General features: G+C 62.0%; 31 protein-coding genes. 20 read left to right on the top strand and 11 right to left on the bottom strand.

Translation table 11 applies throughout. The features are described from left to right. The first annotated feature begins 157 nt into the window (after positions 1-157). A complete protein-coding gene (locus ABDB81_RS08595) occupies positions 158-448 on the top strand; it encodes an HU family DNA-binding protein (protein ID WP_137927682.1) in 291 nt (96 codons plus the stop codon). Beyond that, on the top strand, positions 441-1367 hold the full coding sequence (locus tag ABDB81_RS08590) for a hypothetical protein (RefSeq protein WP_137927683.1): 927 nt from the start codon (positions 441-443) through the stop codon (positions 1365-1367). Before ABDB81_RS08595 ends, ABDB81_RS08590 begins: the two co-directional genes overlap by 8 nt. A 99-nt stretch (positions 1368-1466) precedes the next feature. On the opposite strand, the gene ABDB81_RS08585 is transcribed toward ABDB81_RS08590, so the two are convergent. From ABDB81_RS08585 to ABDB81_RS08535, 11 genes are all read right to left on the bottom strand, one after another. Continuing rightward, positions 1467-2363 (bottom strand): DNA/RNA non-specific endonuclease, encoded by an 897-nt coding sequence (locus ABDB81_RS08585; protein ID WP_137927684.1) that lies wholly within the window; start codon positions 2361-2363, stop codon positions 1467-1469. Positions 2364-2419: 56 nt separating this feature from the next. Further along, a complete protein-coding gene (locus ABDB81_RS08580) occupies positions 2420-3010 on the bottom strand; it encodes a hypothetical protein (protein WP_137927685.1) in 591 nt (196 codons plus the stop codon). A 55-nt stretch (positions 3011-3065) separates the two neighbouring features. Continuing rightward, complete coding sequence (locus ABDB81_RS08575) at positions 3066-3338, bottom strand: hypothetical protein (protein ID WP_137927686.1); 273 nt, start codon at positions 3336-3338, stop codon at positions 3066-3068. 19 nt (positions 3339-3357) lie between these two features. Then, positions 3358-4479: a phage Gp37/Gp68 family protein gene (locus tag ABDB81_RS08570; RefSeq protein ID WP_160475175.1), complete on the bottom strand. Its 1122-nt coding sequence runs from the start codon at positions 4477-4479 to the stop codon at positions 3358-3360. Next, complete coding sequence (locus ABDB81_RS08565) at positions 4476-4961, bottom strand: hypothetical protein (RefSeq protein WP_137924260.1); 486 nt, start codon at positions 4959-4961, stop codon at positions 4476-4478. Before ABDB81_RS08565 ends, ABDB81_RS08570 begins: the two co-directional genes overlap by 4 nt. Further along, positions 4958-6193 (bottom strand): hypothetical protein, encoded by a 1236-nt coding sequence (locus tag ABDB81_RS08560; protein ID WP_137924261.1) that lies wholly within the window; start codon positions 6191-6193, stop codon positions 4958-4960. Before ABDB81_RS08560 ends, ABDB81_RS08565 begins: the two co-directional genes overlap by 4 nt. Before the next feature lie 444 nt (positions 6194-6637). After that, positions 6638-7486, bottom strand: a complete 849-nt coding sequence (locus ABDB81_RS08555) for a hypothetical protein (RefSeq protein ID WP_137924262.1) — start codon at positions 7484-7486, stop codon at positions 6638-6640. 133 nt (positions 7487-7619) lie between these two features. Next, positions 7620-7982 carry a hypothetical protein gene (locus ABDB81_RS08550; protein WP_137924263.1) on the bottom strand — a complete coding sequence of 121 codons (363 nt, stop codon included), beginning with the start codon at positions 7980-7982 and terminating at the stop codon, positions 7620-7622. Continuing rightward, entirely contained in the window at positions 7972-9201 is a 1230-nt protein-coding gene (locus tag ABDB81_RS08545) for a DUF1173 family protein (RefSeq protein WP_137924264.1), read from the bottom strand. Before ABDB81_RS08545 ends, ABDB81_RS08550 begins: the two co-directional genes overlap by 11 nt. A gap of 12 nt (positions 9202-9213) precedes the next feature. After that, complete coding sequence (locus ABDB81_RS08540; protein WP_137924265.1) at positions 9214-10671, bottom strand: 3'-5' exonuclease; 1458 nt, start codon at positions 10669-10671, stop codon at positions 9214-9216. After that, complete coding sequence (locus ABDB81_RS08535; protein WP_137924266.1) at positions 10668-11117, bottom strand: hypothetical protein; 450 nt, start codon at positions 11115-11117, stop codon at positions 10668-10670. The genes ABDB81_RS08540 and ABDB81_RS08535 overlap by 4 nt, the downstream gene beginning before the upstream one ends. A 159-nt stretch (positions 11118-11276) precedes the next feature. Here ABDB81_RS08535 and ABDB81_RS08530 point away from each other — a divergent pair, with 159 nt between their 5' ends. The 18 genes from ABDB81_RS08530 (at position 11277) to ABDB81_RS08445 (ending at position 24607) form a co-directional block, all read left to right on the top strand. After that, positions 11277-11795 (top strand): hypothetical protein, encoded by a 519-nt coding sequence (locus tag ABDB81_RS08530; RefSeq protein WP_137924267.1) that lies wholly within the window; start codon positions 11277-11279, stop codon positions 11793-11795. A gap of 60 nt (positions 11796-11855) precedes the next feature. Next, entirely contained in the window at positions 11856-12440 is a 585-nt protein-coding gene (locus ABDB81_RS08525; RefSeq protein WP_346810597.1) for a hypothetical protein, read from the top strand. Positions 12441-12596: 156 nt separating this feature from the next. Then, positions 12597-12800, top strand: a complete 204-nt coding sequence (locus ABDB81_RS08520) for a hypothetical protein (RefSeq protein ID WP_237380988.1) — start codon at positions 12597-12599, stop codon at positions 12798-12800. A gap of 98 nt (positions 12801-12898) precedes the next feature. Next, positions 12899-13378, top strand: a complete 480-nt coding sequence (locus ABDB81_RS08515) for a hypothetical protein (RefSeq protein ID WP_137924269.1) — start codon at positions 12899-12901, stop codon at positions 13376-13378. A 66-nt stretch (positions 13379-13444) separates the two neighbouring features. After that, a complete protein-coding gene (locus ABDB81_RS08510; RefSeq protein ID WP_137924270.1) occupies positions 13445-14167 on the top strand; it encodes a hypothetical protein in 723 nt (240 codons plus the stop codon). A 143-nt stretch (positions 14168-14310) separates the two neighbouring features. Further along, on the top strand, positions 14311-15237 hold the full coding sequence (locus tag ABDB81_RS08505) for an N-6 DNA methylase (RefSeq protein ID WP_137924271.1): 927 nt from the start codon (positions 14311-14313) through the stop codon (positions 15235-15237). A gap of 293 nt (positions 15238-15530) precedes the next feature. Then, positions 15531-17240: a hemagglutinin gene (locus tag ABDB81_RS08500; protein ID WP_137924272.1), complete on the top strand. Its 1710-nt coding sequence runs from the start codon at positions 15531-15533 to the stop codon at positions 17238-17240. A gap of 501 nt (positions 17241-17741) precedes the next feature. Beyond that, positions 17742-18125: a tyrosine-type recombinase/integrase gene (locus ABDB81_RS08495; protein ID WP_137924347.1), complete on the top strand. Its 384-nt coding sequence runs from the start codon at positions 17742-17744 to the stop codon at positions 18123-18125. A 127-nt stretch (positions 18126-18252) separates the two neighbouring features. Then, entirely contained in the window at positions 18253-18489 is a 237-nt protein-coding gene (locus ABDB81_RS08490) for a DNA-binding protein (RefSeq protein ID WP_137924273.1), read from the top strand. Next, a complete protein-coding gene (locus ABDB81_RS08485) occupies positions 18476-18892 on the top strand; it encodes a type II toxin-antitoxin system VapC family toxin (protein WP_137924274.1) in 417 nt (138 codons plus the stop codon). The genes ABDB81_RS08490 and ABDB81_RS08485 overlap by 14 nt, the downstream gene beginning before the upstream one ends. A 20-nt stretch (positions 18893-18912) precedes the next feature. Then, the gene (locus tag ABDB81_RS08480) at positions 18913-19104 is read left to right on the top strand and encodes a hypothetical protein (RefSeq protein ID WP_160475174.1); all 192 of its coding nucleotides are present in this window, start codon (positions 18913-18915) and stop codon (positions 19102-19104) included. 23 nt (positions 19105-19127) lie between these two features. Beyond that, positions 19128-19550 (top strand): hypothetical protein, encoded by a 423-nt coding sequence (locus ABDB81_RS08475; protein WP_137924275.1) that lies wholly within the window; start codon positions 19128-19130, stop codon positions 19548-19550. A 27-nt stretch (positions 19551-19577) separates the two neighbouring features. Further along, positions 19578-19982: a hypothetical protein gene (locus ABDB81_RS08470; protein ID WP_137924276.1), complete on the top strand. Its 405-nt coding sequence runs from the start codon at positions 19578-19580 to the stop codon at positions 19980-19982. Positions 19983-20011: 29 nt separating this feature from the next. Then, complete coding sequence (locus tag ABDB81_RS08465) at positions 20012-20251, top strand: hypothetical protein (protein ID WP_137924277.1); 240 nt, start codon at positions 20012-20014, stop codon at positions 20249-20251. A 697-nt stretch (positions 20252-20948) separates the two neighbouring features. After that, the gene (locus tag ABDB81_RS08460) at positions 20949-22622 is read left to right on the top strand and encodes a PRTRC system ParB family protein (protein ID WP_137924278.1); all 1674 of its coding nucleotides are present in this window, start codon (positions 20949-20951) and stop codon (positions 22620-22622) included. A 71-nt stretch (positions 22623-22693) separates the two neighbouring features. Further along, a complete protein-coding gene (locus ABDB81_RS08455; protein WP_137924279.1) occupies positions 22694-23140 on the top strand; it encodes a PRTRC system protein E in 447 nt (148 codons plus the stop codon). Between the two features lie 12 nt (positions 23141-23152). Beyond that, positions 23153-23377: a PRTRC system protein C gene (locus ABDB81_RS08450; protein ID WP_137924280.1), complete on the top strand. Its 225-nt coding sequence runs from the start codon at positions 23153-23155 to the stop codon at positions 23375-23377. Between the two features lie 90 nt (positions 23378-23467). Continuing rightward, positions 23468-24607 carry a PRTRC system protein F gene (locus ABDB81_RS08445; RefSeq protein WP_137924281.1) on the top strand — a complete coding sequence of 380 codons (1140 nt, stop codon included), beginning with the start codon at positions 23468-23470 and terminating at the stop codon, positions 24605-24607. The last annotated feature ends 8 nt before the right edge of the window (positions 24608-24615 follow it).

Raw genomic sequence — 24615 nt, 5'->3', positions numbered from 1 at the left:
GTAGGCGCGGTTAGGCATCGGCGATATGGGCCCCCTTCGCCTGAGCGTGCTCATGCTAAAAAACCGGAAAGCTCGGACTTTTCTGCTGTCTTTTCGGGGAATTTGGGTGACCGCGGCATGCTTGAATCGGATTCCCTCTTAAAATTGGAGATTGAAAATGACGAAGGCAGAACTGATCGATGCGATCGCCGCACGTGTCGATGGCTTGTCCAAGACGAAAGCTGAGCAGGTGCTCAATGCCACGCTGACCGCCATCGTCCAGGCGGTAGCTAAAGGCGAATCGTTGAGCCTGGTGGGGTTCGGAACCTTCAGCAAAGGGACAAGGGCCGAACGGCTTGCCCGAAATCCCCGCACCGGCGAAGAGATCACGGTCGAGGCGGCGAACACTGTGAAGTTCAAGGCTGGGCAGCGTTTTAAGGACGCGGTCAACGCGGTGCCGCATGGCTAAGGAGTGCGCCGCAGGCGAGCTGCCCAAGTACATGTCCGTTGCCGAGTTGCTTAATGACTCAGGAGAGGTTCCACAGCGCATCGATGTGACGAGGTTTGAGTACAACGGCGTGCGTTGTCATGTATATGGCGTCTTGCATGGTTTGACCGGCGGCACGAACCTCCAGTACAAGGCCCTCGTGGAACGTACCATCGCGGCAGCTTCTGGTGAGCTCGTATTCGGTGAAACGAAGTTTGCGAAGCTCTACCGTGGCATCCAAGTCGAGATGGACGACTGGACCCAGATCCCGCTCCGGGACGCTTTCGTCATGCAGCTTAAGGCGGCAGCGACACCGGCACGATTGTTGCAACTGAGTCGCTGCATATGGCGGGAAAAGCGGACGGCGGCAGACCGGTTTGGGCGCAACGGCCATCGACGACTGCAGGACATCGGTGGCTCGGCGGCATATCACGCGATATCGCCTGCGGAGCGGCGCAGGATCGCCGGCTTTCCTGCGCCAGCCGAGTATCTAGAGCTCAATTGTCAGAGGCGTGTGGGGAAGGGCGACAGGGCAGGTCCGGTTTTCCCCGACCAAGACTACAGCTGGCTCGCGATGATCGAGCCGGAACTCAACATTCCATTGCGAAGCGTTTTCATGCTGGAATTCGCCGTGGAGCGTGCACGGCGTTTGGGCGCGGCCGATATCTCGCTTTTCGTCGGTGATGTACATAACTCGGACATGGAATGGCTCGCTGCCTGGGACGGGGCCGCCGCTGACGGTCTCGTTAGCGCTACGGTAGCGCAGGTTCGGAGCCGTGCTCGCGAACTCGCCCATGCCGCACGCCCATCGCGATTCCGGTTTGTGGCTGCTTCGCTTTGCGGTGCAGCCGTTCCGTTGTCGCTCTACTACGGTGCGCTAGCCTATTGGCTACTACGCTGAAATCTGTCGGCGCTTTGAAGGCAAAAGAGGGGTCCGCAGGCCCCTCTTTTGTCGCTTTTGAAAGGAACATGTTCCTTTCGGCGCTGGGGCCATCAGCGTCTAACGCGCGTAGGCAAGAATGATGGTGGCGAGCGCACTGGCATCGCCGACAAGGCGGTTGAGCGACGGCGCAGCAGATTTATCCCCAAGCGATTCACCCGAGACTAGCCATGCGAATGCTACGCGGCGGGAGATCTTTTCGCCAGGATGCGGCGTAGGCGCTGGCAGATCGAGTGCCGAAGCTCGCTGCGCGCGAGTCAGCGCTGGGAATGGGTCGACGCCCGTGAAGTGCGCCAGCTCTTCGATGCTGATGGCGCTGTATGCCGGCGTTGCGTCGTTGCGGACAACATAGGCGCCGGCACCGACGCCGGGCACATAGATAGCCTTCCATAGGTAATCGGGGATCCGAACCCTACCGTTGAGGGTCGCACTGTCGCGCGAGAACATAGGGCCGGTGACCACCTGGATGGCGCCATATTGTCGCGCCAGCCGACGCGTCGAAGTCTCGATGTGGCTCCACGTGCGACGGTTGGATACGCTATTCTGCGGCACGATGTTCGCCAAGCTGAAGCTCTCGGCTTGCGATGCCTTGTCTGCGAAATCACCGCTTGGCGATAGGTGGCCTCGGTCCCAGCCAGATCGTGCGAAATCCGCCAGGCGTGCTCGATCAGGAGCCGGCAGACGATCCTCTTCGTAGAAATCGCTGTCTCGCGGCAACGTGCGGGCTGCGTCCACGGCTGCGGCTGTGAGGCGCTCCGCCGACCACAAGGCAGTGCGGGTCTGGCTCGAGTAAAGAACGGCGTAGGCCCGGTAGCAGAGCAGGCGGTTATTGCTCGCCGCCTGTGCGACCGTGGGCGTGCCTGCGGTGAGAACGTGCGGGCACTGCGCTGTGTCTTTGGCGGACGCCGCTGCCGTGCCGAGCGCCAGGGTGAGTGCTACTGCGAGATGGCGGATCATGCTGGAAGTACCCTGAGTAGTGAAGACACTTCTAGCTTGCCTGCACCTCGGAAAAGTCAAGGTTGCCAATGATCCGGCAGGCCATCGATGGCCTTGCCGATGAACTCCTGAAGGTCTAGCAGCGGCCAAACCTTGTCGACCAGGGACTCTTCCGCAATCTCCGCGCACATTGCGGGCACATGGTCGAAGCGGACCATCGGGGCGCCATCGATGTAGATAATCTTGGCGCGTTTCAGAAGCTTCTGGTAGCGGGCCGCCTGCGAGACGACGGTTTCCGGCGGGTCGACGTGCTTGAACTCATAGCCGGGTTCAGCGAGCGCCGCGGCCATAGCGGCGAACTTGGGGCCGTTCTCTTCCCAGTCGGTGCTTGTAGAAGCGACCAGGTTCAGGAAGTAGGGGATATCGGATGCAGTGAGCGCGCGCCGGGCCGTCATCGCAATGGCTTGCTGATCCGCAGGCCGGTGTTCGACGCGGTTGTTCCAAATGGCGCTCAGCTGGGCAAAGACCGTATCCGTATCTCCCGAATCCATTCGGATTGGCGGGGTAGATATGCCGCATTCCTTACACACAATGACTGCCTGCACCCGGCCGGCGATGTAGAGGGGAGCGCCGTCGCAGTGGGCGCATTGGAGGAGGCCGCTGGGCATGGCAGGGTCCGGTGCTGAAAATCCCGGGATTATGCCTGCCCGCGACATGCGCCAGTCAGAATTGGCCGACGGGCTGTTCGGTGATCGGCTCCCGGAAGGCCAGGTACTCGCTTGTCGTACTGAGAACCTCGCGCCGGGCGGTGCATTGAAAGCCTTGCAGCATCTCGGCGTGATCGCGCAGCGCGGCGCCGATCTGCCAGAACTCATTCAACCAATGGCCAGGCGGACCCATTGGGCCCCCCAGTTGGCCGGTGACGATGGCGCCGCGGATGGCCAGGACGGTTTCGGGCTCGGGATATTCCCGATCTTCTTGTTCGTTGTGTTGCATGCTGAGTCGGTTGTGTTGCCTATGCGCGGGCGGGGTCGAGGTGACCGCCGTCGGTGTTGGAGGGGGAAAGTTGGGGGGGCGGAAAAGCGTCGTGGAGGACGCCATCGAGGAGGCGTCCGGCCGCTTTCTTGCCGACACGATGCATGATGGTCACGGGGAAAGCCCCGTGGTCACGCGTCCGCATGAAATCCTCCCCTTTCGTGAGCTGCTGCCCATGCCTGTCGATACAAATGCCACCGGCGATCCAGGTCTGTGCTTTGTTCACCCACTGCTCGAACGTGTCGAAGCTCCGGAAGACGGCCTCACCGGTCGTCGTCAACACGGCGTTTGTGTGCCATTCCCCCCATTGCTTCAGGAGGAAAGGCACGCCGGCGGCTGCGCACTGGTCGCGCAGGCTGCGGGGCCATGCGGGCAGCATGTATCGAGAACCTGTACCGGATTCGCCGCCAGCGATGATCCAATCGATGGCGCCTGGATCGTACTCGTTGCCCGAGGTATGCAGTAGCTCTCCCGTGGCGGCGGAGAAGACGTCAACGTGGCCAAGCAGCGGCTCCATCGACAGGAAACGAATCTTCGCCGGCGTGCGGAGCAGCTTCGGGATGTCACGGTCCGCCTCGGCCTGGTTCACAATCGTTGCACCGAGCCAGATATCGGCGGGCGCATTGCCAGCGAGCCAGGTGGCCAGCCACGGCACGAGTGGGTTTTCGGCGAAGTCTTCGCGCGACATCAGAACGTTGAATGCCTCGCTCAGCCGCTTCATAGCGTTGCCGATGCGTTTGGTCAGCACCAGCTTGTCGAGGTTCGGCGTCTGGCGCCAGACATCGAGCAGGTCGATGAACCATTCGATGGGCACCTCGTTGTCGAAGACATCGGCCAGGCTCGCGCAGAAAACGCGCTGGCGGCGCCCGTGAACCGCGGCGAAGGCCGCATGCGCGGCGTTCCACCGGAACATCTTGCGCCAGTTGCCGGCGCTTGTGCGGCGCCGTAGCGCACCTGGGCCCCAGTTATGGGCAACACCCCCGCCAAACCGGGCATTGCGCGTCTCAGCGTAGCAATGGTCGCAGCCGGGGCCGACCTTCTGGCAGCCTTCCCAAGCGTTAAAAGTGTGGTCGGTCCATTCAATGTTCGTGTTTTCGCTCATGAAATGTGGTCCTCGAAGAGATCCCGGGTGCGGGTATCTCGTTCTGATTCTTTGGTAACAGCCGACCGACCGGAGTCGGCCTGATGGGCTGCAACTGATTGACCGGCACCGGCAACGATTCGTGCACAGTGCGGGCAGCGCTTGAACCCACGCGGGACACGATCGAGTGGGATCCAACGGGCGCGCGGTCGCATTTGGCGAGCTGTGTCCTTCGGCTTGTGTCCGCACAACGACGTGCCGGTTACCGGGTCAACGGTGTGCACGAAGAAGCCGCCATTTGCACGGGCGAGAAACGGGGTCGAGTCACTATGGGTCAGTCTTGCGTACTGCGTCGTGAGAGCCTTGCTGCATTCCCAATGAGCACCAGTGGCCCCGTGGTAGCCTTGAGCGCGCTCCACACGGCCACCACAAAGCCAGCAGGTGCCGATATCCCGGTGCTCAGCAATGGTCTTGCCGAAGTAGCGATCGTCCTTGGACATCATGGGCGCCTGGGTGCGGCGAAGTAAATGCCTGTACCACAGTGCGCGCAGCCAAAATGGTGGCGCTCCTGTGCTTCGGTCCTATCTGCAGGGGGCGGGCAGCATGGGTGGGCATTCGCGCGCACGAGGAGTTCGACAAGACGCAGGGCAACCAGTTGGCGATCTTCTTCCTTGGACTGGCCGAGCAGATCCGCCGCGATTAGCGATGCAATGTGGCTGACCAGATGCAACGGAGGGTGAAAGGGGGCAGCTTTGGCAGCCGGCACGCAGGGAACACCGGCGTCGGCCGAAGCGTCATGGCCAGCCACAACGCCTGGCCGTTGGGCGGAATTGAGCGTGTCGCACACCCATTGCACGATCACGGCTTTAATGTCGCTCGCGGGATTGGTGTCGAAGTTCTCACTGAAAATGCGCAGCGTGCCGCAAGAGATCACCCCATTGCCGCCACGCCAATGCCCGGTGAACGGTGGCGGTCCACCGGCCGGCGCTGTAAGTTCGGCTGCCAGATCCTCGATCAGGGTCGCGGCCGCTTCGAATGCGTGCGCATCCTGGGTGATACCACCAGCGACTTCCTCCGGGGAACCGATTTGGACCGAGGGATCTGCAGTGATGGCGGAGGCCACCGCACGACAGGTGCGCGCTTTGCCGCGGAGTTCATGAATCCAATACTCGATGCGGTCCTGTGTGGGCAGAGGTTCTGCGGTGAGACCGTATGCTGGTCGCTCATGCTGCTGGGTCTGCGTCGACCACGCCGTGCACTTCGTGTCGTGCTCGTCTTCTTCGTCGCAGACTTCATGCTCGCAGCGGTCGTTTGTCCACGCCGACGGTGGCGTGACGGTAAGGGCGGCACGTCGGACCAAGTTCATCACGGTTTCGACGATCCTGTCCCCACCCATTTCCATGACGTACCCGCCGTCCAGCGTGTGCAGGACGTGCTCAATCTGAAGCCGGGCATCGGCCTCAGACACTCCTTCGTCTAGTGGGACGAGGGCGGCGCGGATCATGGCCATGTCGCGGACACTGGCTTGTGCAGTTGCAGATTCAGCTGGCACGCTCAACAAGCCGCAGGCGGGGTCGAGCAGCGCGTCCATCCGATCCAAAGCCTCGCGGAGTTTACCGCACGTTATGTCTTGCCGGGAGAGGAGGGGGGCGAGATTGGTATCGATCCAGTTCTGAACTTCGGCGCCGCTCCACATCTTGCGGAGTGCGGCGGGGAAACGGGGAAGCGAAATCATGGTGTGAGGGAGAGGACGAAATTATGGTGTCATCAGCCTAGCCGCTGGCGTGCAAAGTCAAGTCGGGGCGACCTACGCGCGCGTCAGCCGATGTGGAAACGGGACTGGATCGCATCCAAGGTGCGGCCGTCGTTGGGTTGGTCGAGCCGCTCCAGTGAATCCAAATCAGCTTTCCAATCGGAGCCGCAGATCAAGGATCTGCTTCGCCATCTCACCCCTCCACGGTCCGCTGATCGCGCATGGCGGCGTGCTGAATGCGCTGGAACTCACGCTTTGCGCTCGACTTCCTTCCGTCGTTGTTGCTAGGCAACTCGGTCGCATGAACCACCATGCATGTCTCGCAGCGCGCCTCATAGGCAGTCGCCTCCCCCGTTCCGCGACCCCCTGAAATTGGGAGTATCCAGACGGTTTTCTCTCCGCCGCATTTGTGGCAATCGAAATCCATCACGTACCTCCCTTCGCATCCGCCCCCGCCTCGCCGCTCTGGGTGCGTGCCTTCGCGTTGGCGCGGAGAATCAGTGCGGCCAAGTCGTCAATGGCTTGGTGCCGCGAGCCGAAAGCCTGCGTCAGCATGTCAATCAAGCGCTGGTCGCCCGGCTGCGTGACGTTGATCGTTGTGAGATCCGCCTGCGCAGCGGGTGCCGGCGCCGCGATCATGGCACAGACTGCCTCGGCAAATGCCACGATGGTTTCCGGCTCCAAGCCAGTGCCGTATGGCGCTATGGATGACCATGCCGCGTAAGCCTGCTCAGGCGTCAGCTTCGGCGCTGGTGCGGCGGGCGCAGCGATGGCTTCGAGAGTTGCTGGCACTGTCATTTCTGCATCGTTGTAGATCGAAGCGCCAGGAATGCGCGTCATCGTGTTATGGGCGTCCCATGCAATTTGCTTGCGTTGCTCCGCCGTCAGCCCTCGCCCCGTCGCTGCGTTGCTGGCATCCTTGGCAGGATCGGTATTGGGCGCGGGAGGAACCGCTGCGAGCATTACAGCCCAGTCCTTGCGACGGCGGTCCCAGCGCTTCACAGTCTCGCCAACGCTGGCAGGCACGATTCGCCCGATGTCAACCGCATGAAGCATTTCCTCGGTCGGGTTCACGGGAACTAGCATCCAGCCTTGCGGGATCGCAGCGTTGCTGACATCCCCAGATTGGGCGGCGAGGATGGCGCGGAGCTCGGTGGCGTGCAGGTCAAGGCCGCGATTGCGCGCGACTTGCGCCGCAATCGTCAGCCCCGCCTGGCGTGCGTTGCCGTTGGTCGTGCCACCGGCATCAAGCGTGCCGTTTTCCGTGACTGTCATGCTTGCTCCTTGTATATGGTGAGGATGACAATTGAAACCTTAATCGCGAGCCGTGCGTTCGCGCTTTGCTCGCACTTTTTGGTGAAGACGCAAAACATGTGCGTTTCGTCACCCTAGCGGGCAACGTTAGAAGTCAAGGTGGAAAGCGTCCTTGGAGCGTCAAAGGGAGGGCCTCGCCTTTAGCCAACCCAAAACGGACTGCAGCCGCTCGCAGCAGCTCGGTATCGACGTTGTCCTCCGCCAGCGCGGTGAGCACGGCGCGTGCGAACCCGTGGAGCGCCGCCAGTTCCTCGCCGATAGGTCCCTGCGTGTAGAGGAACAACCCGTTCTGCATGCGCCGCACCGCAGTCGTCTCCGTAGCCATGCGCAGCAGTAACGTTTCTGCCGTGTCGTGGCTGACGCCAAGATGACGCTGCAGGAGCACAACAGACGCTGCGCGATGCTCGTGGACAAGCGCAATTGTCCTTGCGAACAGGGCTTCGCGATCAGCGTGCATCGTGCGACGGTGACTTGGCTTGGGGCAGCGGCACTTGGGTGAGGGACGTCGACACCGCATCCCATTCGACAAACGGGACACCCTGTGCACGATAGTGCTGGCGCTTGGCCGCCATACGCGCGTCGTACTCCGGGTTTCCGGTCATGCCCAGCACCTCGATGACGACCTCCGGTTCGACATCAGTCAATACGAAGTCGGGATGGACGACGGCGCGGCCAATGTGGCGCAGGGGCTTGCGGAACGCACGGCGCTGGGCGACCAGGTGATCGGCCATAGCGACTTCGTACGACGAATCGCACGGCAGGAACTGGCGGTTCGCGAGCATTGCGGCCACGTTGACCACGGTCAGGTAGCCGGCTTTCGATCGCTCAACCAGCAAGACGGCGACGCAGCGTTGGTCGTCCTTGCCAAGTGCCGCCAGGGCCCCGCCGAAAGAAGATTGCAGGCGGGCGTAGATCTCGGCCGCCATGAAGAAGCGCTGCGTGCTCTGGCGCAACACCAGCTTGCCGCCATACCGGGTGGCTCCGTGCGACTCGACCTCCCCGATTACGATGCCGCGCGGGTTGCCTGTCGAATTGGGGGCGAGGCGGGCCTGCCACGCGTCGAATTCGGCCAGGATTTCTGTCTTGCGCGCCGGGTCCCATCGTTGCATGACGTGCAGCAATTCAGCGGCGGGCTTGCCGTTGATGTGGCAGTCGGCTAGCTCCGTGGTCAGCTGGGACCAGCACGCGTTCCAGCCGCGCGAGCCGTTGCCGGACCAGACGTTCAGTCCCGCTTGCTCCCACGCGTACTCGAGAAAGGCGAGCAGGCCTGCGGAGCGCCGCTGGGGCTTGGTGCTCTGCGCTTGCGGGGTCCGTTGCACGGTCTTCGCCGGCGTTCGCGTGCTTGCAGACAGCGTGGCATCCAGGCGGATGTCATGGCGGCCGTCGCGCACGCGGAAAGCGTCGAGGCTGTCGACGACATTGGTCTTGGATTGCGCCTGCCGATGGAAGGGGCATGCGCCGCCGTGGTGATGGGCCTGGTCCGGCCAGCGCGCCAGCAGGAAGATATCGCGGTGGCGTCGGATCACCAGCTTGGGCCGTGGACGGCTGGAGGTGCAGCCGCATTCTGCGAACCCTTGTACGGTCTTCGCGCGTTCCAGTTGCCGGGCATAGCGGCCCGGGTCTTCCAACACATCGCCCAACGGGAACTCGGTCCCGCCAATCCGCACCGTGATCATGATTGATTCTCCTCAGACGCCTGCATCGCGGAACATGGTGTAGAGATCGCGCCGGATCTCGCTCACGTCCAGGACGTGCTTGGCGCGGGTCATGGCGACATAGAGCAGTCGCATTTCCTCTGGGGCCATCGTGAGCTGGCCTTCGTCATTCTTGAATTTGAAGTCGCCGGCGAGCTGGACGCGGTTCCATTCGAGGCCTTTGGCGCGGTGGATGGTGGAAACGATGTAGTCCGCCTCGTCCTCCGGGGCAACGCGCGTGAGGATGAGCCTGAGGTAGTCGACCCCCTCGCTGTCGATCAGCGTGACGAGTGGCTTGAGGTCCCGGCCTGCGAACGACTCGGCGTACTCCTGCACCTCATCCCACGTCTCGAAGAGGGCGAGGGTCGCTGGAAAACCGACGCGCTGGCCGCGCATGAGCTGCTCTGCGCCGTCCGCGAAGGCGCGCAGCTCATCGACGTTGGCTCGGACCGCCACACGGTCACCGCGGCCGATGCCTTGCGCGAGGTGGGTCAGCACCGTGGCGTTCTTCCGACACAGGATGGCGTCGAATCGGTCTTGGCCGGGGGAGGACTCGTGCAGGACGCGTGAAGCGACATGGTCCTGGCCACGTACGGGCGTTTGCTCGTCCATCAATTGCAGCACGCGGCTGGCGAGCTGGGCGATAGCGGGGCCGAAGCGGAACGATTCAGTCAGTGCGCACTCGGGCGCGCGGATATGCTCCATGGCGTTCACGGCGCCACGCCATTCGTAGATTTGCTGGTAAGGGTCGCCAACGTAGATGACCTGGCACTGCTGGGCGCGCAGCACGGAGAGCATGAGGCCATCCGCATCCTGCGCCTCGTCGAACAGGATGAAATCTGCGCCGATGCGGGGCCGGCTGAGTTGCCAGAGTTTTACGTAGCAGTCGTGTGAAATGGCTGATGGCGCCGCCGGATCGAGGTATTCCGACCAGAGGCGTTTGACGGACGGCAACAGCGATTCGCGCAGATGCTCGGCTTCCTCGTCCTTTACGATCGCCTCGACCGGGATGTGCCATGCGAGCGGTTCGGACTGGGCGGAGCGGCAGAAGCGGGCGGCACCGTCCATCACCATCCGGGCGACCTTGCTCGGACTGAGTTCCAGATCCTTGCCAATCGTGGTAGGCAGGCGCAGTTTGCCAAAGCCATAGCGCAACGCCAACTGGTGGGGCGGCTCCACCGGATTTCTCAGCTTGCGGGTGATCTCGGGCCGCGTGCCGCTGTAGGCCAGCGAGTGCACCGTGCGGCAGCGGGTGTTTTGCGGGAATTTGCGGGCCGCTTCGTTGGCGATCTCTTTGTTGAAGGCGAGGTACAGACCCCGGGCACGGCCGCGAGCCTCGGCAGCCATGCGCAGCGTTGAGGTCTTGCCAGCGCCGGCATACGCTTTGACCTTGACGGCGCCGCCGGCGCCGACTGCTTCGACGACCTGATCCTGTTCAGCGGTTGGCTTCATGCAATCTCCAGTGCAGCCTGTTCCGGCATCATGGCCAGGACGCGCCGACGGACCGCGAGCATGTTTGCGCGGGAGGCCTCTGCGCGTCGTGCAGCTTCGCCGCTGACCATGTCAACGATGTAGGCGAAGTAGAAGGGGGTTGTAGGACCCGTCCACGCCAACCATTTCGTACGGATTTCGGCGCGAAGTTCGGCTGCCAGGGAAAAGTAGACGGCGCGTTTCTCACGCCAGATCCGGGCGTGCAGGCTGCGCGTCGTGCGCTCCAGGTTGTCTGAGCGACGCTGACGGCGCGCGAACTCCTCGTCCGGCGAGTGCTGCTCGGCCGCGACGTGTTCCGCAAAGAGCGGGTACCTGTCGCGCTCGCGTTGCTGCTTGCGGGCGAAGGCAGCCTGGCGGCGTGCATTGAAATTGATGGGATCGTGGCGTCCGTGTCGGGTAAATCGCATGGCGGCTAGGTATTTGGTGGTCTGAGACCAAGATACCGGCCCCACGCCGAAGTCAAGGCGGCCGGCGGGCGTAGTTCGCCGCCAACCATTCTCCGGGTGATTTCCGTCGGGGTTAGGCCCGAAAGCTATAGAATTTGGGGCGCCTTTTACCGGAAAACCATGTCGCACACACCCATCAGCCGAGAGGTATCCCTCGGGAACCGCCCCCAAAGCGAGCCGCAGTTCATCGCGCCCGGAGAGCCGGAGTACGGCGAGATCGCCAGGCTCGACGCCTTCATCTTCAAACGCTATCTCGACCGTGTGTTCTGGCACCCTCGCCCTGAGGTGCTGCGCTTCGAGGTGCGCGCTGTGCCGTCGCCTGTCGGTAGCGTGTACGACGTGGTCGCACTCGTGGGCCAGGGAGAGGGGGAGGTCTGGTTTTCTGAGGCGGCCGTGCCAGCGCGCTGGGACTACGTGGCCATCACCGAGGCGACGGATGGGCTAGGGCGACTGCAGCGCGACAAGCTGAAGGCGCAAGGCAAGCTTCCTGAGGACTACAGGGCGTTCATTGGCGATGGACCCATGCAGGACTATTCCAATCTGGAGAACCCGGAAGAGGTTGAGCAGCGGCGCTGGGCCGTAGTGAACCGTCTCCGGGAGGCTAACCGCCTGGCCCGACATGCAACAAAGGGGGAATAGCCGATGGCCGTCGATATCCTGAGCCGCTCGGCGGAACTCCACAACGCCGCAGTGACTGGCATGGCCCGCGCCACGCCCGTGGATCATCCGCGGACGATCTGTGCTTACCAATGCGCGTTAATGTCCGTGGAACATGCAGCAGGCGCCGTTGCATTGCTCACGATGGGCATGCCTAATGCCGCGATGGCACTTTTCCGACCGCAGTTCGAAACCCTGATCCGTGGCGTTTGGCTGCTGGAAGCGGCAGGCGAGAAGTGGGTGCGGCAGTATCACGAGCCACTTAGCGAAGAGTCGGCGCGGGCAGCGGACAAGGCGCCGGGCCTCAAGGTCATGTTCGACGAGCTGCTCAAGCTCGATGACCCGCGAGTGAAAGGAATCGTGGGGCATCTGGACGAGTATCGCCAGCAATCCCTGCGCGCCATGAACAGTTTCACGCACGGCGGTATGAATCCCATGTCCAGATCCGGTTCCGGTTACCCGATGGGACTGATTGACAATGTGGTCAGGTGCGCAAATGGCCTGGTCACCTATGCGGCGCAGATGGCTGCGCTGGTCTCGACAGACGCTCAGCCCAACATGGTTCCCGTGCGCGCACTCCACGCCGACTTTGCGGATTGCATGCCGGCGAAGAAGCCCGATGCATGACTAGCGTCTTGCCCTAGGCGCTGGTGCGCTGTACTATCCACTCGATTCTCCGCGCTACCGCGCATCGACCTCGCCGGCGTACCGGCCATCTTCTTCTTTCACCCATTGGGGCTATGTCCCCACATGGGTCATGGCTCCCATTACTTTGGAGCCATCATGTCTCACATCGACGCCCCTGAAACTGCCGGTGCCATCGTTGCACTGGTCGTGATTCTTTTCACAGCGCTTTTCTTCATCGTTACGACGGTGAGCATACCGCTGCTGTACCTGCAACTTTCCACGCTGACAGTCGCCGTTCTGGTGGTTGCTGTGTTGTGGGTCCTTGCCAGGTTCTCTCATCTGTCGGGCCAGCTGGTCTGACCATCGCCGCGCGCTGCCCATCCGGCACGCGCGGCCCTCCACACCCATCCGGGAAGCGTCCCGATGGGGCGTTTCCCGTCTCCCATTTAGGAAACGCAATGCTCCGCCCCAAGACAATTGACATCGAAGTCGGGCCCGTCCCGGCCGAAGAATCGTGTGCGCAGGTTGGCCGCGACGACTACAACGAGCGCTCGCGACGTGAATGCGCTGTGTACATCCGGCAATTGCAGCGCGTCTTCAATTTCCCGGACGCGACCATCCTGAAGTTTGTTCGTCGCGGCTTCCCGCATGAACTCGGGCGGTACCACGAGGTGGTGGCAGTCATGACGGCAGAAGGTGCAGAAGTATTTGACGAAGACCGCTTGCCGCACGCTTGGGATCATGTCGCTCGCGCCGAACTGACGTGGTTGCGCCTTCAGCAGCAGTGGCGCGAGACAGTGCTTGCGCGGCCGTCGGCCATTGCCCTTGTCCCGGAGATATTCCGGGCGCAAGAGATTCCGGAATTCCCGAATCACCCTGTTGCGCAGTGGTGGGCTATGGGCTTTTCCCCCGCCGTGCCATCGCTCGGCTTGCACTGAGCATCGCAATTTCCCCGCATGGGACCGAGTCCCTGCGGGTCGGTCCCGATATTCCTTCGAGACCATATGTACAACCAGTTGATCGGCCAGTTTCTGGCCGCGGAACACTTCAGCACGACCGATATGGATCGGGTTGCCAAGCTGGAGGCCACTCTGTTCCCCAATGCGGCGCGCCTCGCCTGCCGGCGTTCGAGTGAATCTCGGCTGCGGTACCGTCGTGCCTTCCTGAAGCGCCTTGCAGCAAACCTTGTCGACAAGGCGAGTACGCAGATCGGGGAGCGCGTCGACGAAACACGGGTCCAGTTGGATGGTCCCCGTAATGTCTGGCAGGTGATTGACGCCGGCCAGATTCCCGATCTCGACAAGCTCTGGCATGTCTTGGTTGCCTCAAAAGCTCAGCCGTTGCCTATCGAGCAGGCCGTAAGCGTGCTGCGAAGCGCCTTCGCGGATAACACGAACCTGAGCATGAGGCTGACGCGGCAACTCGGAATCCTGCGCCTTGCGGCTCCGTCCGAGCCGGCGGCCGGCCATACGCCCGGTATGCGGTGGCTTTGTGCCGGCGCTGTCGACCGGGTTAACCTGGTTCTAACTGGGTTGGCCGTCTTCGCCAAACGCTCTGGCGAGCTGGCAATGGCCGCCTGCCTCAGTGAGTTTCGCGTCGACGCGCCGTTTGTATCTCCCCAGCGGCGCGCCTTCCCTGGTGTCGAGATCCGCCAGTTCAACGAGCAATGGGAGATCAGATTGCACCGAGAGCTTGCCGAGCGCCTGGCGCAGTTCGTCGGCACCTGAACCCTTTTCTTCCACCCCGTCCGGGAACGTTCCCGGCAAGGGGGCGTTTCCGGATCCATTGATCCCAACGAAATGCCCCCAAATTCCATTCAATTCCGTTGCTGCAGTACTGCCGCGTACCCGTTTCTGCGTAGGCCGGGTCAATGAGCAAGGCCGCCAAACGCAAGTTCGAAGGCACGGCCAGCGACCCGCACAAGCAGCTGCTGTCGTTCTTCAAGGCCTTCGGCCACCGGCACTCGATGCACGAGGTCTTCTCCGACTTCGTCGAGTTGTCGGCGCTGACCATCAGCAATGCCGTCGATCGCCATCAGTTCGATGCGCGGGAGAAGCGTTACCTGGAAATCGTGAAGCGGTACGAGCGCGAGGATCTGGAGCGCTTCTCGCACATGCTGGGGGCCCTGACGCTGACATTCGAAGACCGGGTGCAGCAACTGGTGCCCCACGGCGACGGCCTGGCCGATGTGCTTGGCCAGACATACATGATGCTCGAACTCGGGAACGATCGGGCAGGGCAGTTCTTTACCCCGTACAGCGTCTCTCGCCTGATGGCCAGCATCAATATCGGCGACGGCAATCCGTACGTTGACCGGGACGGGTTCGTCACGATCAGCGAGCCGGCATGCGGTGCCGGTGGGATGGTGATCGCTTGCGCGGATGCACTTCATGACGCAGGCCGCAACTACCAGCAGACGATGCATGCGACCTGCATCGACATCGATCCAAGGTGCGTCCACATGGCGTACGTTCAATTGTCGCTCCTGAATATCCCCGCCATCGTCGTACACGGCAACGCGCTCTCCGTCGAGGCTTGGGGCACCTGGTTCACGCCGGCTCACATCCTCGGTGGTTGGGGCGCGAAGCTGCGGGTAAAGCGGTTCCGTGAGGCTATGGAATCGCTGACTCCGGAGTCCGTTGACACCGACGAATCCGCTGCCCCGTCGTTGCCGACTGGATCGACTGACCTTGAGGTTGAATCCATTCTCCACGTGAGTGCAGATCCCGAGCAGGCGCGCTTAACCACACCGGCGATGCGGGTCTTCGTGCCAGATGACCAGCTTGCGCTGTTCTGACGGCGAAAAGACGCCGAAATTGCCAACCTTTCGGGGTCATCGACCGGCCCACTAAGCCATAAGATGGTTTCCGTAGCGCCCCGCTACGGAACTCTCTCAAGATGGACCCGTTCTCCCCGCCCTCCTCGTGAGGGCTTTTTTTTTGAAGCCGTGGGCGATTGCCGCAGATGCACCGGCAAGTCCAGAGGGTTAGGGTAATCCCCCATAAGCGGGGTGCAGGGCACGGCGAATCCGCCGATATTCAGATGCCGCGAATTGAAGGGTAGCGGCCAACGAAACATGGAGAAATTGTCATGCGCAATCAGCGCACTTTGTCGTTCCCAGGGTCTCTTGCTTTGGCATTGCTGACGTCGGCCGTGCTAGCGGCATGCGGAGGTGGCGGCGATGGCGGAGAGCCCGCCACGCAATCCACTACAACGGCCGCGACCGCGCCGAGCGGTCCGGCTACCCAGACGCCCGCCGATCCGGCTGCCAAGCCAACCAGTGTCGTTGCACCGGCCTGCTCGAATTGCGCTGCGGTCGATGCGAATACCTACGCCGGCTCTGGCGTCGGTGTCTGGCAGAGCATGAATGCCACGACGGCAGCCGTCGACATGCCGATCAGCATCGCCGGCCTGACCGGCCAAGACGTGACCCTGGTGTTCACGAACCAATCCGGCACCGCCCAGACGATGCCGACTGTCGCGCTGACCGCGTCGCAGTTGCCGACGGTGGCCGCGAGCGCCATCCAGTGGGATGACGGCGTCAGCGCCGCCAAGGGCCGGATCGCCGATTACAACCGCGATGGCTGGGCCGCCAAGGCAGGCGCCCGGGGCACCGGCGCCAGCCTGTCGACGTTCGGCGCCACGCCGCCGCTGCGTGCCGCCTACACCGTGGGCGACACGCGCAACTGGTATCACGAGGACAACAGCTCGCGGGCAACCACGCTGGTCCGTACGGATACGACCGCCGACGGCACGGTCGTCAACTTCTGGGTCGAGGATACGGAGAACAACCCGCTCAAGGTCAGCACGGCCATCGTCGCCGCGCTGGAAGCGGGCTTCGTGCCGGCCGGCAAGATCTACGACCTGCTCAAGCAGACCGGCGGCCCGGTGTGGGGTCCGCACGTGTACACGGACCTGATCTCTGGCGCCGTGGCGCAGCCGATCGACATCGTGATCCTGAACTTCGACAACAACGCCACGCCGTTCGGCATGGTCGGCTACTTCTACGGTCGCAATGCGCTCACGGCTGCCGCCGAGCCGCTCAGCAACCAGTCGGTGTCGCTGTACCTCGATGCCGAGACCCTATACCTGGGTGGCGCGTCGGGCATGAAGTCGATGCTGCTGACGATGGCGCACGAAGGCATGCACATGCAAAACTTCTACCGGCGCGGCGTGGTGAAGGGTCCGGCCTACGCCTTTGCCACGTGGCTGGAAGAGGGCACGGCGATGATGATGGAGGACTTCGCGAGCCAGTCGATCGACCCGACCTACAACGCGATCCGCGATGTGCGCTTCCCGAACTACATCGGCTACAAGGCAGGCTCGTATAACTGCAGCCTGCTGACGTGGGACCCATTCGGCGCGGCCTGCGACAGCTATTCGGTGTCCGGCTCGCTGGGCGGCTTCCTGGATCGGCAACTCGGCCTGGGCTTCTACAAGCACCTGCTGACCAATGTCGGCAGCACGGACTCCGTTGCCGTGCTTGACGCGTCGATCAAGGCGATCGCGCCGACGTCCAGCCTTGGCGAGCAGCTGCGCCGCTTCGCCGCCACGTCTGGCGCGCTGATGAAGGCGCCGAGCCCGACCGGCTTCGGCTTCCCGGCCCGCGCGGAAGGTGGCTTCACGCTGCCGGTGATCGATCCGCAGGCGCAGCTGGCCAGCCGCACGCTGACGCAGACGGTGCCGTCGACGCTCCAGCCCTACGCGAGCCTGCCGGTGGTGCGCAAGGCCGTGAACGGTACGTATAGCGAGACGGTCAAGGTTCCGCCTAACTCGACGTTGTCGGTCGTGATTCAATAAGACCCCCGGGGCGGCAACAGCCGCCCCTTCGTTTTTTGGGATTGTCATGCAGAAGATCGTACTGACCGCACTAACGGCACTCGGCCTTGCGGCCTGCGCGGGCGCGGCAACGGAGCCTCAGACGCAAACGCTGGTGGGGGAGATTCACATCAAGGGTAACGAGCCATTCCCGACCGTGGTGTTGGAGACGGCTGCCCATGAGACCTGGGAGCTGGTGGGAATGCCTTTGGACGAGGCTCGCTCGCTCGTTGGCCGCGAAGCGACTGTAGAGGGCACCGTAGTCAAAGCGCCGGGGCCTGGCGTGTGGCTGCCATCCCTGCGAGTGCGAGGCACTCCGCGGAAATCCGGACGGTGACTCGACTGGGAGAGCAATGAAATTCGAGGCGAAGCATTCCAATGCCTGTCCATCGCCTTTTCCGAGGACGCCAAGCAGGGAGCGCTCCGCGTTTTTCTCTCGTAACAAGTTCGAAATCGAGCATATTCCGAGATGGACAAGGATGAATATCAAGGGCGCCAAGACCCTCAAACCTTCCCAAATCCGCCACCTACTCCGCGTCACCGAGGCTCATCCTGACGCACAAGGGCGGGCCCTATGAACTAAGCGTCAAGCGCAGAATCAACGAGGCCGGCGAACGGGTCGATTACCTTGCAGCCGACAGCCTGCAAAGCTATGTGACGGGGCTCTATCGAGCGGCCGGGCTTGGGAGGGACTACAGCAGCCACTCAAGGCGACGGACGTTCGCCAGTTGGCTTCTGGCGCAGGGGCATTCGCTCGAAACCGCGCAACTGCTGTTGGGACATGCCGAGCTGGATCATGTTGCTCCCTATTTGGAAGTGCCGAAGAAAGAATATCGAGAGGCGATAGCCGAGTTGGACGCTGGCTGAATGTAAAGATCTAAGCACAAATGCCGATACCTCAACGAGGTGTTGGTGCGCCACTCCCTGACGCTATCAATGATTGCACTTCATTGTGTGCGTGCTATCATTGATAGCGCGACGACAAGGAGTGGCAATGGCAAATCTTTTGGTTCGAAATGTCGATGAGGGACTCGTGCAACGACTGCGTGAAGTGGCCGCAGCTCACGGGCGTAGCGCTGAAGCCGAACATCGTGAAATCTTGGCCAAAGCGTTGGGCGGGACGAAGCGCAAGAGTTTTGCGGAAGTCCTTATGAGCATGCCCAACGTTGGCGAGGATGCCGACTTTGCACGCGTTGATGACGTGGGAGAGGTCGCGCGTGTATTTGGTTGATACCAATGTCATCAGCGAGGTGCGAAAGCGCCTGCGTGCTAACAAAGGTGTGCTGGCATTCTTTCGTCAGGCAGTCAAAAAGGATAACGGTCTCTATCTGTCCGTGGTGACTGTGGGCGAGTTGCGGCGAGGTGTCGAGGTGGTTCGTCACCGTGGCGATGAGCAGCAGGCGGCAATGCTTGACGCATGGCTGGAGACTGTTCTGAGTGATTTCGCGCAGAACATCCTTTCGGTGGACGAGGAAGTTGGCCAAGTGTGGGGACGCCTTCGGGTTCCGCATCCCGAGCACGCGCTAGACAAGCTGATCGCTGCAACTGCCCTGATACATGACCTGACCGTTGTAACGCGCAACGTAGAAGACTTCGGGGGGCTGGGTGTCCGAGTGCTGAACCCATTCGACTAAGGAAAAGGAGCGTTTCAAGTATGAGGATAGCAACGAACTTTGTCTTGCTCGTAATCGCGCTGGCGATGTTCGCCTACGCCTGGAACATCCTGACGCAAAAGCGCCCGGCCGTTCAAGGTGCGCCTTGTATCGCGCAGCAAGGGGTAAAAGCAACTGCCGACGGCACGCCGGTAGTGTGCCACCAAGATATGGGTTGGAAGCCCGCCCAGTAAGACAAGGGAAAAGTGGAAAGACGATGTTCGAGCGAATTGACGCACTAATCACCACGCATGATTTCGCCTTTCAGGCCTGGCAAGACCGCTACGGCAAAGGCGTGTGGGCGGCGCTCGGGGTGTGGGAGAACATGATCGATACCGTCCGCGACCTATCAAGCGCGGGCGATCTCGACATGATCCCGGCAATGGAGTACGTATTCAGCGTCGATTGGCTGCCGATGGAAACCGGTCGCACCCTCAATGAGGCAATGGCCGCACTGGAAGCGAAGCTGGCCGCGCTACCGCAAGAGCAACTGACCCGCGGTTCCGAATGGACGTCTGCGGTCTCGCGCGCGATCGAGGATCTGCGTGACACATGGAATGCTGTGCGCGGCTATGGTGATCTTGATGGCAAGCTTCCGAAGCTTCCTGCTGACTTCGCCGAGCTCGGCGCTGCAGGGTAAAAGACAACGGAAAAGACTGACTGAACCATGAAAATTTTGCCCGTTGTGACATTGACGATGGCGGCACTGGGGGTGTCGGGCTGCTCGGACGCCGGCTGGGAGCTGGCGATGGCCAGCGTCGCGTTCGCGCAGTGCCGGCTGGAGGAAGGCGCAGCTTGCCAGAAGCAGCCACCGGCAGGGACGACCTTCCAAGCGGCGACGCTCACCCGCAGCGGTGACGCAGTGCGCGTACGCGGGGTCCTAAAGGACCCCGCGGCCTGCGAGAGCTTCGTGCGCAACGCCCGGCCATTGCGGCCCGATGTCGTGGTGCAGGCCGTGGTGAACAACACCGTTGTCAAGCCGTACGGTGACGCGCCCTTGGAGCGGTCGATCACGTCCGCGTGTGCCACGGGGCCCTACGACGTATCCGTAACGGTGGGCAAGCCGTCCTAACGCAGTCGCAATAGACAGGAAAAGCAGAAATGGTGGAAAGTACTGCAATAAAATGCGGCGAGCGCGACGCCGAAGAGGCGAGGTTCTCCTTCTCCGGCCCCTCCCTGGCACTACTGATTCTCAACTGTGTTGTGTTCGGCAGCTGCGTAGCTGGGATCTTTTTCAATGCTGCTTCGCGCAACCCGGCGGCCATCCTTGCTAGCTTGATCGGCATGGCCGGCAGCGCATTCGTGGTTATATTGACTGTTTGGCGAACGCGCGTTCGATAACCGCGATATAGGACGACAGAAGCCGGTATGAAGGGAAAGAGTATTTTCTTTCAGGCCGAAGCAGAGCGAGTCCGCGAACTCCAACGGAAGGTTCGCAGGGCGGATCGTGATGAACAGAAGAAGCTCCGCGACCGCCTGCGAAATGATATCGGCTTCTATATCTCGGGATCACCCTCGCGGTGTTTTGCGCGACGCTCTGCGTGGCGTAGTGGCGGCTGGCCTCGCAGCATCTGGCAGAGTACGAGCGATTCGATGACCCTTCTCGGCTGCCGATTGTCCTGGACGCCATGACGAAGCGAGCGCGGAGGGAAGGCGATTGGCAAACACTGGAGGAAATGCGCGACGAAGTGCGTCTTGCTCTCGCGGCCTTGGACCGTCTGAGGCACGACACGGCTGAGCGGAAGCTGCGCGAATCGAAAGCAATCGGGCAGCGACAACACTGACAACGGAAAAGGACATGGATCTGCCTGACTGCGGGATCCCGCACCCTACTATCGCAGGTGCTTGATTCCGAAACTGGCCTAGGATATCCTCACGGCACCTACCGCGTCCTAGACGCATCGACCCCGCACCTCCTGGTGCCAGCTTCTGCAGTACGGTGGCCGGCCAGCATAGCCTGGTAGTCCAACCTTCTATCCCCTCGGGAACCATGTTCCCGGTGCGGCAACGGGTTCCCCTATTCTCGCGAGAACCCACAATGCAAAATCCTACCGTTGTTATTGGCAGCATCCGTCCTGGCCGCAACCCGCGCAAGTACTTCGATCCTGCCCAGATGGCCGAGCTGACCGAATCCGTCCGCGTAGACGGGGTCATCCAGCCCATCTTGATCCGTCCCATCGAGGATGATGAGCACGGCCACGAGTATGAGGTGGTAGCCGGCGAACGCCGGTATCGTGCTGCAATGGCGGCCCACGGCGACAGGTACGAGATGCCTGTCAACATCCAGGTGATGACCGATGCCGAAGCCGATCGTAAGGCGCTGATCGAGAACATCCAGCGTGCCGACATGGCTCCATCCGAGGAGGCCGTGCAAGCGTCGAAGATTGTCGGTCAACTGAACGGCGACCGCGACGAAGCGGCCCGCCAGCTTGGCTGGTCGCGCTCAACGCTCGACAAGCGCCTGGCGCTGATGAACTGCAGCGAATCCGTTCTGGAAGCGCTCAACACCCGTACGATCCAGCTCGGCCATGCCGAACTGCTGGCCACGCTCGCCAAGGACAAGCAGGACAAGCTCCTGCCGGTCATCGTGAGCGAGAAAAAGCCCGTTGCGGAACTGAAGAAGACGATCGAGGCCGCCGCGTGCAGTCTCGAAGCCGCCATCTTTGACAAGACTGAGTGCGCGGCGTGCCCGCACAACTCGTCGTTGCAAACGGAGATGTTCAGCGAAGCCATTGCCACCGGCAACTGCACAAACCGCGCATGCTACGACGGCAAGCTCACCAGCAAGCTCGAAGGCATCGCCTATGGGCTCAAGGACGAGTATCCCATCGTGCGCATCATCCGGGTGGGTGACAACCACACCCGGATCCAGTTGAAGGTTGAAGGCCCGACTGGCGTGGGCGATGAACAGGCGAAAGCCTGCCACGCGTGCCAGAACTTCGGCGCCGCCGTCAGTGGCCTGCCCGACTCGATGGGCAAGGTCTACAGTGGCCAGTGCTTCGATACCGTTTGCAACCAGAGCAAGGTTGCCGCGCGTATCAAGGCCGAGAAGGATGCCACCAAGGCGCCTGCAGCCAAACCGGCAGCAGGTGGCAAGGCGGCGCCTGCGAAGAAGGGCGACCAGTCCTCTGCTGCGGCCGAAAAGCCGGTGACGTCGATCAGCGAGAGTGAAAAGGTGAAGGGGTACCGCACCGCGCTCTGGCGCAAGGCACTGCGCAAGGAAGTTGCGCAGAACGCCGAACAGGCGAACTCGTACCTCCTGGCGGTTGCACTGAACGGGCTGGCGCGCAATATCGCCGGCGACGTGATGGGCAAGTTTTTCGAGAAGCTGACCGAGCAGAAGTCGTCATCGTCGCTGCAGGGCTGCCTGACGGCCATCCACGCGCTGGATGACCAGAAGCGCCAGCAGCTGACGATCGGACTGACCGTTGCCGCTATCGATGGCGTGGAGGTAGGCAATCTCCGCGAACTGTGCCGGTATCACAAGCTGGATCTGCGCAACCACTGGAATCTCCAGCAAGCACAGGATTTCCTCGAAATGCTCACCAAGTCGGAGATGAAGGTTCTCGCCGACGAACTGGGTATCCGCAAGGCGCTCGGCGATGGTTTCGCCAAGCTATTCAACAAGTCGAAGCCCGAAGTCATCGCCGGCCTGCTGGCGGTGGAAGGTTTCGACTACACCGGAAAGCTGCCCAAGGTTCTGGGCTACTGATCCACTCAACTCTCCATCTGCAGAGGGCGCCCAGGCGCCCTCTGTCATTTCATTTCCCCAAAGGATTCAACATGTTCACTGAATTGATGCCGCTCGTTCGCGCGAGCGACAAGGTCGTTCTCACCCTCACAATGCAAGGCGACACGATGTCCGTCGTCGTGATGCCCGTCATCAAGGACGCTGCGGACCCCGCACTGACAAGGCCCCTGATGCTGTCGGCTACGCCGGCGGAAATGGATGCCGAATTCGCGGCGGCCGTCACCAGCGTGACCGAAGCCCATCGCTCGCTTGCCGAGCAGGCCGAGGCCACGAGGTCGATTCTCGATGCCGCCAAATCCACGCAATCGTCCAAGGCGACGAAAGCGCTGGCCAAGGCCGCATCGCCGTCGGCGCCCGACACCACCAGTGATGGCGGTGATGCTGACGAGTCGGAAACCGGTGACGGCGCGCAAGTCGAGGCGAAAGCTGATACGAGCGCACCGGCGTCCACCGGTACCGACCTCGCTTCCCTGTTGTAAAGGAGAACCGACATGGCACTCGAAGTAACGCAACTCACCCGTGAGTTTTCCTACAACGGCATGACGCTTCCTGACGTGGGCCCGCAGTTCTCGCCCGACCAGGTGCGCGATGTCTATTCCGCTCAATACCCCGAGCTGACCACCGCCGCGGTGGACGGCCCGGAAGTGACGGGTGGTGTCGCTCGCTACACGTTCGTCCGCGCCGCCGGCGCAAAGGGCGCGCATGCGCAAATCTGACTTGATGAGAGCGCTGGCATCTGCCCAGTTCTCTTCCACTACGAAGCCGCCCGAGAGGGCGGTTTTTTTACATTCTGAGGAGACTCAACAATGTTGTTCGACCCTCGGTCGTTTGTTCCAGCGGTCGATGCTGGACAACCCGCATGGACGCCTGCGCGACAGCATCCCGTTGCCAAACGTCGACCTGCCCATGATTTTCTGACGCTCCCTGCCATCCCGGAGGGAATCCCCAGCCGTGCGCTTCTGACCTTCGGAGACGAGGTCGAAGCGGTGGATTTGGCACGCGCCCAGTTCGCAACGGGCGTGCTACGTGCCAGTGACGTCGTCAATCCCACTGGAGCGGGTGATGCGTTCGCGCAGGCCATGTTCGCATGGCTCGCGGCGCGGATGCCAAGCTGCCGGCGGCTGAACTTCAGTTTCTCGCTCCTTGATATCGGCGCAGCGAGGGATCAACTGATGCAGTTCGGCTGGGATGATGAGGTGGATGCGCCGCTGTATCTGGCCATCGACATGCCTGGCGACGAGGCGTACTTCATCGGTGAGGCTCGCGCGAACGCGCTGCGGTCCGTGCATCCCCATCTGCTGTACACCGCCATGTCGCTGATCAACCTGGCGGGTGCGAAATCGTTGTTTCTCCGTACGCCAGAGGTACTGCTCGACCTGTTCGCGCGGTGGCACTGGGAGTACGACTGCACCCTTGCCAACGACGACGACGCGCGCGAGTTCCTCAAGGAACAGTGCGGCCTGGATGAGGACGACATCGCGCGGTACCTGCCGTCCGCGGTTCGGCCGGAACTGGCGCCGGATGAGGTGCTCCCATCCTTCTGTCACGCATACCCGGAGTCGCGCAGACTCAGGGCCTTTGGTAGCCGGAAGCTCTACGAGCTGGCTCGCAGCCATCAAGGCTGGATCAAGGATCTGTGCGTGGCGTTGGCGGAGTTGAACCTGGCGGTAAAGCGCCAGGGTGACCGATCGGCTGTTTCGGGTTCCCAATGGGCCGAACCGGCCTATGCGGCGGCCACCCTTGCCTATATGCAGTCGGACTATGTCACGCAGGTGCTGGATGACCTCTATGACGGACTCAACTGCAACGGCGATGCAACGATGTTCCAGTGTTTTATTCCCATCGCGGACGAGCCAAAGGCGATTCGGCAACAGTTCAAGGATCTGAGCGGCATGCTCAAGATCATTGCGGCGCTGGATCGCGTACTCACACTTATTTCTGACTAGGGGGGCCA

Origin of the sequence: Cupriavidus sp. DL-D2 (assembly GCF_039710735.1) — a bacterium.
Lineage (GTDB): Bacteria > Pseudomonadota > Gammaproteobacteria > Burkholderiales > Burkholderiaceae > Cupriavidus.
The sequence above is the reverse complement of the archived record's forward strand: the minus strand, read 5'-3'. Positions and strand labels throughout refer to the sequence as shown.

Coding starts and splice junctions, on each gene's coding strand:
- ABDB81_RS08585 (WP_137927684.1), bottom strand. CDS start 2,363: ATGATCCGCCATCTCGCAGTAGCACTCACCCTGGCGCTCGGCACGGCA.
- ABDB81_RS08535 (WP_137924266.1), bottom strand. CDS start 11,117: ATGCGATTTACCCGACACGGACGCCACGATCCCATCAATTTCAATGCA.
- ABDB81_RS08565 (WP_137924260.1), bottom strand. CDS start 4,961: ATGATGTCCAAGGACGATCGCTACTTCGGCAAGACCATTGCTGAGCAC.
- ABDB81_RS08500 (WP_137924272.1), top strand. CDS start 15,531: ATGCGCAATCAGCGCACTTTGTCGTTCCCAGGGTCTCTTGCTTTGGCA.
- ABDB81_RS08445 (WP_137924281.1), top strand. CDS start 23,468: ATGTTGTTCGACCCTCGGTCGTTTGTTCCAGCGGTCGATGCTGGACAA.
- ABDB81_RS08505 (WP_137924271.1), top strand. CDS start 14,311: ATGAGCAAGGCCGCCAAACGCAAGTTCGAAGGCACGGCCAGCGACCCG.
- ABDB81_RS08480 (WP_160475174.1), top strand. CDS start 18,913: ATGAGGATAGCAACGAACTTTGTCTTGCTCGTAATCGCGCTGGCGATG.
- ABDB81_RS08475 (WP_137924275.1), top strand. CDS start 19,128: ATGTTCGAGCGAATTGACGCACTAATCACCACGCATGATTTCGCCTTT.
- ABDB81_RS08555 (WP_137924262.1), bottom strand. CDS start 7,486: ATGACAGTCACGGAAAACGGCACGCTTGATGCCGGTGGCACGACCAAC.
- ABDB81_RS08540 (WP_137924265.1), bottom strand. CDS start 10,671: ATGAAGCCAACCGCTGAACAGGATCAGGTCGTCGAAGCAGTCGGCGCC.
- ABDB81_RS08530 (WP_137924267.1), top strand. CDS start 11,277: ATGTCGCACACACCCATCAGCCGAGAGGTATCCCTCGGGAACCGCCCC.
- ABDB81_RS08545 (WP_137924264.1), bottom strand. CDS start 9,201: ATGATCACGGTGCGGATTGGCGGGACCGAGTTCCCGTTGGGCGATGTG.
- ABDB81_RS08575 (WP_137927686.1), bottom strand. CDS start 3,338: ATGCAACACAACGAACAAGAAGATCGGGAATATCCCGAGCCCGAAACC.
- ABDB81_RS08550 (WP_137924263.1), bottom strand. CDS start 7,982: ATGCACGCTGATCGCGAAGCCCTGTTCGCAAGGACAATTGCGCTTGTC.
- ABDB81_RS08490 (WP_137924273.1), top strand. CDS start 18,253: ATGGCAAATCTTTTGGTTCGAAATGTCGATGAGGGACTCGTGCAACGA.
- ABDB81_RS08520 (WP_237380988.1), top strand. CDS start 12,597: ATGTCTCACATCGACGCCCCTGAAACTGCCGGTGCCATCGTTGCACTG.
- ABDB81_RS08470 (WP_137924276.1), top strand. CDS start 19,578: ATGAAAATTTTGCCCGTTGTGACATTGACGATGGCGGCACTGGGGGTG.
- ABDB81_RS08515 (WP_137924269.1), top strand. CDS start 12,899: ATGCTCCGCCCCAAGACAATTGACATCGAAGTCGGGCCCGTCCCGGCC.
- ABDB81_RS08455 (WP_137924279.1), top strand. CDS start 22,694: ATGTTCACTGAATTGATGCCGCTCGTTCGCGCGAGCGACAAGGTCGTT.
- ABDB81_RS08560 (WP_137924261.1), bottom strand. CDS start 6,193: ATGATTTCGCTTCCCCGTTTCCCCGCCGCACTCCGCAAGATGTGGAGC.
- ABDB81_RS08570 (WP_160475175.1), bottom strand. CDS start 4,479: ATGAGCGAAAACACGAACATTGAATGGACCGACCACACTTTTAACGCT.
- ABDB81_RS08460 (WP_137924278.1), top strand. CDS start 20,949: ATGCAAAATCCTACCGTTGTTATTGGCAGCATCCGTCCTGGCCGCAAC.
- ABDB81_RS08450 (WP_137924280.1), top strand. CDS start 23,153: ATGGCACTCGAAGTAACGCAACTCACCCGTGAGTTTTCCTACAACGGC.
- ABDB81_RS08525 (WP_346810597.1), top strand. CDS start 11,856: ATGGCCCGCGCCACGCCCGTGGATCATCCGCGGACGATCTGTGCTTAC.
- ABDB81_RS08595 (WP_137927682.1), top strand. CDS start 158: ATGACGAAGGCAGAACTGATCGATGCGATCGCCGCACGTGTCGATGGC.
- ABDB81_RS08590 (WP_137927683.1), top strand. CDS start 441: ATGGCTAAGGAGTGCGCCGCAGGCGAGCTGCCCAAGTACATGTCCGTT.
- ABDB81_RS08465 (WP_137924277.1), top strand. CDS start 20,012: ATGGTGGAAAGTACTGCAATAAAATGCGGCGAGCGCGACGCCGAAGAG.
- ABDB81_RS08580 (WP_137927685.1), bottom strand. CDS start 3,010: ATGCCCAGCGGCCTCCTCCAATGCGCCCACTGCGACGGCGCTCCCCTC.
- ABDB81_RS08510 (WP_137924270.1), top strand. CDS start 13,445: ATGTACAACCAGTTGATCGGCCAGTTTCTGGCCGCGGAACACTTCAGC.